Annotated in this window: 11 protein-coding genes and 1 pseudogene; 7 read left to right on the top strand and 5 right to left on the bottom strand. The window is 73.9% G+C overall.

The genetic code is table 11. The features are described from left to right. Together SSNG_RS39210 and SSNG_RS06515 are read left to right on the top strand one after the other, a co-directional pair. A pseudogene (locus SSNG_RS39210) lies at positions 1-125 on the top strand (methionyl-tRNA formyltransferase); the annotation flags it as partial. 77 nt (positions 126-202) lie between these two features. After that, the gene (locus SSNG_RS06515; protein WP_007263015.1) at positions 203-1,669 is read left to right on the top strand and encodes a transcription antitermination factor NusB; all 1,467 of its coding nucleotides are present in this window, start codon (positions 203-205) and stop codon (positions 1,667-1,669) included. Between the two features lie 85 nt (positions 1,670-1,754). On the opposite strand, the gene SSNG_RS45240 is transcribed toward SSNG_RS06515, so the two are convergent. Next, entirely contained in the window at positions 1,755-1,937 is a 183-nt protein-coding gene (locus SSNG_RS45240; RefSeq protein WP_007263014.1) for a hypothetical protein, read from the bottom strand. A 168-nt stretch (positions 1,938-2,105) separates the two neighbouring features. Next, positions 2,106-3,023 (bottom strand): MFS transporter, encoded by a 918-nt coding sequence (locus tag SSNG_RS06510; protein ID WP_347232443.1) that lies wholly within the window; start codon positions 3,021-3,023, stop codon positions 2,106-2,108. 134 nt (positions 3,024-3,157) lie between these two features. On the opposite strand from SSNG_RS06510, the gene rpe reads away from it, so the two are divergent. The 5 genes from rpe to SSNG_RS06485 all read left to right on the top strand — a co-directional run bounded on the left by rpe (position 3,158) and on the right by SSNG_RS06485 (position 6,180). Beyond that, entirely contained in the window at positions 3,158-3,844 is a 687-nt protein-coding gene (gene rpe / locus SSNG_RS06505; RefSeq protein WP_007263012.1) for a ribulose-phosphate 3-epimerase, read from the top strand. Between the two features lie 138 nt (positions 3,845-3,982). Further along, positions 3,983-4,996 carry a sugar-binding domain-containing protein gene (locus SSNG_RS06500; protein WP_042800630.1) on the top strand — a complete coding sequence of 338 codons (1,014 nt, stop codon included), beginning with the start codon at positions 3,983-3,985 and terminating at the stop codon, positions 4,994-4,996. A 95-nt stretch (positions 4,997-5,091) separates the two neighbouring features. Further along, positions 5,092-5,310 (top strand): CarD family transcriptional regulator, encoded by a 219-nt coding sequence (locus SSNG_RS06495; protein WP_042800629.1) that lies wholly within the window; start codon positions 5,092-5,094, stop codon positions 5,308-5,310. A 49-nt stretch (positions 5,311-5,359) separates the two neighbouring features. Beyond that, a complete protein-coding gene (locus tag SSNG_RS06490; protein ID WP_007263009.1) occupies positions 5,360-5,812 on the top strand; it encodes a ribonuclease domain-containing protein in 453 nt (150 codons plus the stop codon). After that, entirely contained in the window at positions 5,809-6,180 is a 372-nt protein-coding gene (locus SSNG_RS06485; RefSeq protein ID WP_007263008.1) for a barstar family protein, read from the top strand. The genes SSNG_RS06490 and SSNG_RS06485 overlap by 4 nt, the downstream gene beginning before the upstream one ends. Positions 6,181-6,200: 20 nt before the next feature. Here SSNG_RS06485 and SSNG_RS06480 read toward each other — a convergent pair whose 3' ends face one another. The 3 genes from SSNG_RS06480 to SSNG_RS45230 all read right to left on the bottom strand — a co-directional run bounded on the left by SSNG_RS06480 (position 6,201) and on the right by SSNG_RS45230 (position 7,916). Further along, positions 6,201-6,923, bottom strand: coding sequence for a DUF4232 domain-containing protein (locus tag SSNG_RS06480; protein WP_042800627.1), 723 nt, complete (start codon positions 6,921-6,923; stop codon positions 6,201-6,203). A 187-nt stretch (positions 6,924-7,110) separates the two neighbouring features. Then, on the bottom strand, positions 7,111-7,590 hold the full coding sequence (locus tag SSNG_RS45235; RefSeq protein ID WP_007263006.1) for a group II truncated hemoglobin: 480 nt from the start codon (positions 7,588-7,590) through the stop codon (positions 7,111-7,113). Next, positions 7,587-7,916, bottom strand: a complete 330-nt coding sequence (locus SSNG_RS45230; protein ID WP_042800626.1) for an antibiotic biosynthesis monooxygenase — start codon at positions 7,914-7,916, stop codon at positions 7,587-7,589. Before SSNG_RS45230 ends, SSNG_RS45235 begins: the two co-directional genes overlap by 4 nt. Positions 7,917-7,988: the final 72 nt, after the last annotated feature.

The following is a 7,988-nucleotide window of genomic DNA, read 5'->3' as shown; positions in this document are numbered from 1 at the left end:
CTCGCACGCCGTCGAGCTGCTCTGGGTGCAGCCGCATTTGCAAGAAGCCCATGAAGGGCGCCGACTGGGCCCGCGGGGTGCGCATCGCCCCCGGCGAGCGCCTGGGCGCCGCCGACGTAGGCTGATCCCGAGCCGACCCCGCGCAACCGCATCGCACCGCACCGCATCGCACCGCACCTCGTACCTCCGGAGCACCTTTCACGTGAGCGAACAGCCCCGTCGTCGTCCCGCCCCCAAGTCCGGCACCGGCAAGCAGGCCAAGCCCTACCGCAGGCCGCAGAAGGACCCCGTCCGGATGCTGGCCTTCGAGGCGCTGCGGGCGGTGGACGAGCGCGACGCGTACGCGAACCTCGTCCTGCCCCCGCTGCTGAAGAAGGCCCGGCAGGACGAGCGCTTCCAGGCGCGGGACGCGGCCCTGGCGACCGAGCTGGTCTACGGGACGCTGCGCCGGCAGGGCACGTACGACGCGGTCATCGCCGCCTGCGTGGACCGGCCGCTGCGCGAGGTGGACCCGCCGGTCCTGGACGTGCTCTCGCTCGGCGCGCACCAGCTCCTGGGCACCCGCATCCCCACCCACGCGGCGGTGTCCGCCAGCGTGGAGCTGGCGCGCGTGGTGCTCGGCGACGGGCGGGCGAAGTTCGTCAACGCCGTGCTGCGCAAGATCGCCGCGCACGACCTGGACGGCTGGCTGGAGCGGGTCGCGCCGCCGTACGAGGAGGACGCCGAGGAGCACCTGGCGGTCTACCACTCGCACCCCCGCTGGGTGGTCAGCGCCCTGTGGGACGCGCTGGGCGGCGGCCGGGCCGGCATCGAGGACCTCCTGGAGGCCGACAACGAGCGGCCCGAGGTGACGCTGGTGGCCCGTCCCGGCCGGTCCACGCCCGAGGAGCTGGTCGAGGCGCTCGGCGAGGAGTCGGCGCTGCCGGGGCGCTGGTCCCCGTACGCCGTCCGGATGGCCGAGGGCGGCGAGCCGGGTGCGCTGGAGGCGGTCCGCGAGGGGCGCGCCGGTGTGCAGGACGAGGGCAGCCAGCTGGTGGCCATGGCCCTGGCGGCGGTCCCGGTCGAGGGCCGCGACGAGCGGTGGCTGGACGGCTGCGCGGGGCCGGGCGGCAAGGCGGCGCTGCTGGGCGCGCTGGCGGCGGAGCGCGGGGCGTTCCTGCTGGCCTCCGAGAAGCAGCCGCACCGGGCGCGCCTGGTCGAGAAGGCGCTGTCCGGGAACCCGGGCCCGTACCAGGTCATCGCGGCCGACGGCACCCGTCCGGCGTGGCTGCCGGGTTCCTTCGACCGGGTCCTGATGGACGTGCCCTGCTCGGGCCTCGGCGCGCTGCGGCGCCGTCCGGAGGCCCGCTGGCGGCGCCGCCCGGAGGACCTGGAGGGCTTCGCGCCGCTCCAGCGGGCACTGCTGCGCGAGGCGCTGTCCGCGGTGCGCGTGGGCGGGGTCGTGGGGTACGCGACCTGCTCCCCGCACCTGGCGGAGACCCGGGTGGTCGTCGAGGACGTGCTCCGGGGCCGGGGCGCGGGCAACTCCCCGGTGGCGGCCGAACTGGTCGACGCGCGCCCGTACATGGAGGGCGTGCCGGTGCTGGGCGACGGCCCCGACGTCCAGCTGTGGCCGCACCTGCACGGTACGGACGCCATGTACCTGGCCCTGCTGCGGCGCACCGCGTAGGGGGTGTCCGCGAAGTCGCGCCTGCCCCTCCGGGCGACGACGGGAGTGCGACGACAGGCCCTGGGCCGGTCCCGGCGCCGCACCCTCAGTGCGGTGCCGAGCGCCGGCTCCGGACCGGCGAGAGCAGGGTCGGCAGGAACGAGAGCGCCACGACCGCCGCGCCGGTCCACAGGGCGGGGCGCAGGCCGATGAGTTCGGCGAGCAGGCCCGAGGCGGCGGAGCCCAGGGCGATGGCACCGGTCAGCATGAACCGGAAGGTGGCGTTCATGCGGCTCGAGGAGCGGGTCGGGGGTCAGGTGCTGGCGCAGGCTGACGCCGAGGACGTTGCGGGAGCCGACGGTCACCGTGGACAGCATCCAGCCCGCCCCGGCCACCCACAGCCAGGGCCCGCGGTCCGCCACCGGGACCAGCAGGGCCGCCGGGGCCAGGCTCAGGGTCAGAGCGGGGGCCGTAGCCCGCGCGGGCCGCGAACCCGCCGGGCCAGCCGGGCCCCGCACAGCAGTCCCGCCCCGCCGGCGGCCCAGAACAGGCCGAGCGCGGCGGCTGACATGCCCAGCTCGGTGACGAAGAGCACCGGCAGCATGGCGTTGATGACGGAGCCGCCCAGGTTGATCATGCTCGCCGTCAGTGCGAGGGCGCGCAGCTCCGGATGGCCCAGTACGTGCGCCAGCCCTTCCGAGATCTGGGTGCGCAGCCGGGTCCGCCCGGCGGCGGGCGGCTTCGGCACGGGCCGTACGCCCAGCATCCGCAGGGCCGATCCGAGGTGGGCGAGGGCGGCGCAGGCGAGGGCCACGGGGGCCGTCAGGAAGGCGATCAGGGCCCCGCCGACGCCCCGCCCCGCGATGTTCGCCACGGCCGTCAGGGTCACCATGGCGGCGTTGGCCCGGACCAGGCCGTCCCGGCCGACGAGCCGGGGCAGCACGCTCTGGGCGCCGACCTCGCCGAACACCGAGGCGCAGCCGGTGAGCAGGACGACGGCGTACAGCTGGGCGAGGGTGAGCAGGTCCAGCCACCAGGCGAACGGCAGGGAGCCGACGAGGGCGGCCCGGGAGAGGTCGGCGGCGATCAGGACCGGGCGGGTGCGCAGGCGGTCCACCCAGGCGCCGGCCGGGAGGCCGATGAGCAGGAAGGCGGCGGTGGACAGGGCCGCGAGGGCGCCGACCTGGGAGGGGCTCGCGTCGAGGGCGGTCAGGGCGAGCAGCGGGACGCCGATGTAGCCCGTGTTGGCGGCGAACTGGCTCAGGGTCGCGGCGCCGAACAGGGCGCGGAAGTCGGGGTTGCGCCAGGGGCCGGCTCCGGGCGGGGGAGAGGTGGGGTGACCGGTGGGGTGACCGGTGGGGGTGGCGGTTGTCATGTACGTAACGGTGTCCGCACTCCACCACGAAGGACAAGCGAGTATCCAGGCCATGATCACTTAAGCTCTGCTACGAGGATCCCGGGTTCCGGGGCCGTGGCCGGAAGTGCCCGCAGGCATGGCAGGCTTGGGGCATGGCCGTTCAGATCAATCCCAGCATCCTGTCCGCAGACTTCGCCCGCCTCGCCGAGGAGGCGAAGGCCGTCGAGGGGGCCGACTGGCTGCACGTCGACGTCATGGACAACCACTTCGTCCCGAACCTCACCCTCGGTGTGCCGGTCGTGGAATCCCTCAGCCGGGCCACGGACATCCCGCTGGACCTGCACCTGATGATCGAGGACCCGGACCGCTGGGCCCCGCAGTACGTGGAGGCCGGGGCCGGATCGGTCACCTTCCACGCCGAGGCCGCGGCGGCGCCGGTGCGCCTCGCGCGGGAGATCCGGGCCAAGGGCGCCCGGGCGGCCATGGCCCTCAAGCCCGGCACCCCGATCGAGCAGTACGAGGACATCCTCCCCGAGCTCGACATGGTGCTGATCATGACGGTCGAGCCCGGCTTCGGCGGCCAGTCCTTCCTGGACATCATGCTGCCCAAGGTCCGCCGGACCCGGGAGCTGATCGCCAAGCACGGGCTGGACCTCTGGCTCCAGGTCGACGGCGGGGTCTCGGCCACGACGATCGAGCGGGTGGCGGAAGCCGGCGCCGACGTCTTCGTGGCCGGCAGCGCCGTCTACGGGGCGGTCGATCCGGCCGCCGCGGTGCGCACGCTGCGCGACCAGGCGGGCGCGGCGATCGCCGCCGCGCCCTGGGCCTGCGACCACTGAGGCGGGCGCCAGGGGACGGCTCGGTGAACGGAAGCCGTCCAGGCTGATCAATGGCCGTTGGATCTGACAGGATGAACGGCGAGTCGAGAGTGTGAACACGACAGTGTGAACAGCAGTGAGGAGAGCGCGGTGTCTGCAATGTCGGCGGGACGGTCAGCCCTGCGGATGGGACCCGCGGAGCTGGTGCAGGCGGCGGCCATGGCGCGCCGCTTCTACCTGGAGGGCAAGTCCAAGATCCAGATCGCCGAGGAGTTCGGCGTGAGCCGCTTCAAGGTGGCCCGGGTCCTGGAGACCGCCCTCGAACGGGACCTCGTCCGCATCGAGATCCGGGTGCCTGCGGAACTGGACGCGGAGCGCTCCGACGCGCTGCGCGCCCGGTACGGGCTGCGGCACGCCGTCGTGGTGGAGTCGCCGGCCGACGCCAGCGAGGACGCCCCGGACCCGGAGAACCTGGGAGCGGTCGCGGCCGACCTGCTCGGCGAACTGGTCAACGAGGGCGACGTGCTCGGGCTGGCCTGGGGGCGGTCGACCATCCACATGGCCGCCTCCCTGCACCGGCTGCCGCCGTGCACCGTCGTCCAGCTGACCGGCGTGTACGACGCGGGGACCGCCGAGCGCGGCTCCGTGGAGGCCGTACGCCGGGCCGCGCAGGTCTCCGGCGGGGACGCGCACCCCATCTACGCCCCGATGCTGCTCCCGGACCCGGCGACGGCGGCCGCGCTGCGCAGCCAGACCGGCATCGCGCGGGCCTTCGAGTACTTCGACAAGGTCACGGTCGCCGCCGTGTCCATCGGCTCCTGGGAGCCGGGGATCTCGACCGTCCACGACATGCTCACCGACGAGGAGCGGGCGCACTACGCCTCGCTCGGCGTCGCGGCGGAGATGTCCGCCCACCTCTTCGACAAGGAGGGCCGCCGGGTCGGCCGGGACCTGGGCGAGCGCTGCATCACCGTCGAGGCCGACCGGCTGCGCCGGATCCCCGAGGTCGTGGCGATCGCTGGCGGGCTGCGCAAGGCCTCGGCGATCGGCGCGGTGCTCCGCTCCGGGCTGGTGACCAGCCTGGTGACGGACACGGCGGTGGCCGACTACCTGCTGACCGAGTCCGAGCCCGGGCTGCGGCCGGCGCTGGACCGGGCCGACCCGGACGACTGACCGGTCCCGGCCCGCGGGGCTCGCCGCGAAAGGTGCTGCAATCGAGACCGTCGGAGTGGGCCCCGGGGCGGCCCCGGGGGCGCATACTGAAGCCAATGAGCAAATCAGCAGCACCTCGCCGTCATTTGCCGTCCAGCCCGTTCAGGGCGCCCGTGGAGCCGCCGGTGCGGCGGTTCGACGTCGGGGACCGCGTCAGCCACGACCAGCACGGCCTCGGCCGGGTCATCGGTGTCGAGGAGGAGGCCGTCCTCGTCGACTTCGGTTCCGTGCAGAAGCGCGTCCTGAGCCCCTACGGCAAGATGTCCGTCCTCTGACCCCGCCGGGCGATTCGCCACCGAATCGGATATTTGGCACGATCGGGGCATGATCCTCAGGAGCGTGCCCCGGTCGTTGTCACGCGTGCTCGGGGCCCTGTTCCTGTGTGCCGCGCTGACGGCCGCCCTGGCGGGCTGCGGCGGCGGGGCTGCTCCGGCGCGCCCCTCGTCCACCGCGAGCACCGCCGCGAGCACCGCCGCGCCCGCTCCCGCGTGGGCGAAGGGGATGCCCACCGTACGGGCCGACGCGCTGCCGCCGCAGGCGCGGGAGGTGCTCGCCCTGATCGACAAGGGCGGCCCGTACCCGTACCGGCAGGACGGCACCGTCTTCGGGAACTTCGAGAAGGTCCTGCCGAAGCAGAAGCGGGGCTACTACCACGAGTTCACCGTGCGGACCCCGGGCGAGCGCGACCGCGGCGCCCGGCGGATCGTGACGGGCGGGGGCGGGGAGTTCTACTACACGGACGACCACTACGAGACCTTCAAGGCGGTTCTCCGATGACCCTCGACCCGCGGCCGCTGGCCCCCGCACTGGCCGCCGCCGAGGAGGCCGGCTGGGGCGTCGTACGGCTGGACCTGGACGGCGTGCGCAGCAAGGCGGCGCTGATGCGGCGGTGCGCCCGGGCCCTCGCGGCGCCGGAGTGGTTCGGCGGGAACTGGGACGCGCTGGCCGACGTGCTGGCGGACCTGTCCTGGCTGCCCGAGGCCCCGGGGCGGCTGTTGGCGGTGACCTCCTGGCGCGGCTACGCGGCCGAGCGGCCGGAGGACTGGGACACCCTGACGGAGGTCCTGGAGGGAGCCGCGGACTTCTGGCGGGAGCAGCGGGAGCGCGACGGGGCGCCCCCGCTGACGGTACTGCTGTCGGCCTAGGCCTGGGCCTGGGCCTGGCTCTAGCCCTTGGGCCGGAACAACTGGTCCTCGACCGCGCGGAGGTCCTTGTTCCAGAACGTCACCTTGGCGTTGCGCCCGACGTTCAGGTCGCCGGTCCGGGCGGCCAGGCCCTGTTCCAGCCACGCCGAGTCCTTGTTGCTGCCGGGCGCGCGGTCCTGGTAGCCCATGGACAGCGCGGTGACGGCGACCGTCTGCTCGCCCCCGCGGAACATGTACACGCCCGCGTACGCCTTCTCCTTCGGCTGGAGGGTGGCGACCGCCCGAGGTGCGGCGCCCATCGGGGGGAGCGGGCCCCCGACCACCGTGCCGAAGCCGACGTACGGGTAGTGGTAGAGGGTGCAGGCCGTGCCGCTGATGTTGGCGGCGGTGATCAGGAGGTTCTGGCCGGAGTCCGTCTTCCACAGCGACGGGGTGATCGACAGGTCGTCGTGGCTGCAGGCCCTGGCGGCCGGCTTCGCGCCGGCCGTGGGGGCGGCCGAGCCGCTCGGCGAGGGACTCGCCCCGCCGCCCGGGGAGGCGGGCGCGGAGGCCGACGGGCTCGTGGCCGGGGCGGCGCTCGCCCCCGGCGAGGCGGGCGCGGACGCGGATGCCGACGGGGAGGCGGTGGCGGTCGGGTTCTTGCCGTCCTCCTTGCCGGAGTCGCAGGCGGTGGAGGTGAGGAGCGCGGCGACGGCCGCCGTTCCCAGGGCGCAGGTCTGCCATCTGTTGCGGGCGGTGCTCATGGTGGGCCCCCGTGTGCTTCGCATGGGTCGAGAGGTGGTGCCGACCTCCCGGATATGCCCCTGCGGAACCGCCGGAGTCCCGCTCCCGGCGCACTGTTGCCGACTCATGACGGGACGTCACCGTTCCGCCCAAGTGGCCGTGGCGCCTCCGGTCGGGGGCCGGTCCGGACCGGCCCCCGACCGGGTGTCACTCCGCCTTCGCCGCCTGCGGCTGCCAGGGCGGGGTCTGGCCCCAGGACCAGACCGGGATCTTCGCGGCGTCCACCGGCGGCGGGTTGGGGCCCGAGTAGATCAGCGCCATCCGGGTGCCCCACTCGATGTAGTAGACGAACACCGCCCGGAACTCCGGGTCCGTCGGCAGGCCGACCTCGTCGGCCGTGTCCAGCAGCAGGTCCACCCAGCGGCGGCGCTGCCGCTCGGTGATGCCGCGTCCCAGGTGCTTGGTGGCCATGTGCTGGTGGCCGCCGTGGTGCGCCGAGTAGCCGGCCGGGCCGCCGAAGACCTCGGCCAGCCAGACCGCGACGTGCCGGGGGTGTTCCGAGTCCATGCCCTCGAAGACGGGGGCCAGGACCTCGTCGCGCAGCGCATGGGCGTAGAAGGCGTCCGTGAGCCTCTCCAGGGCCTCGGCCCCGCCCATCCACTCGTAGATCGTGGGAGTCGCGCTCATGACTGTCCGGCGGCCTTTCCCGGACCCACCACGCCGGTGACGGAGTAGTGCTGCATCTCCTCGATGTTCGTCACGTACGGGCGGATCGCGCTGAAGAACGCCGGGAAGTGCTCACCCTTGCGGAAGCCGTTGAGGTGGGCGTCGACCGAGGTCCAGCGGATGCGGAGGATGTACCGCTCGGTGTCGTCCGTGTTGTGGGCCAGCTCGTAGTCGATGCACTCGGGCGACGCGGCCAGGGCCTCGGCGGCCCTGGCGTACGCGTCCTCGAACGCCTGCTGGTCCTGCGAGGCGATCCGGTAGCGGATGTACTCGACGGTGGTGGTCATGGGTTGCGTGCCTCTCCCTGGTGTCAGGTCGTCCCGGCTACCTTTCCGGGATCATGCCTACCCGGACAGGTT

The sequence above is a fragment of the Streptomyces sp. C genome (assembly GCF_000158895.1).
Lineage (GTDB): Bacteria > Actinomycetota > Actinomycetes > Streptomycetales > Streptomycetaceae > Streptomyces > Streptomyces racemochromogenes.
This window is presented reverse-complemented; position numbering and strand designations above follow the sequence as displayed.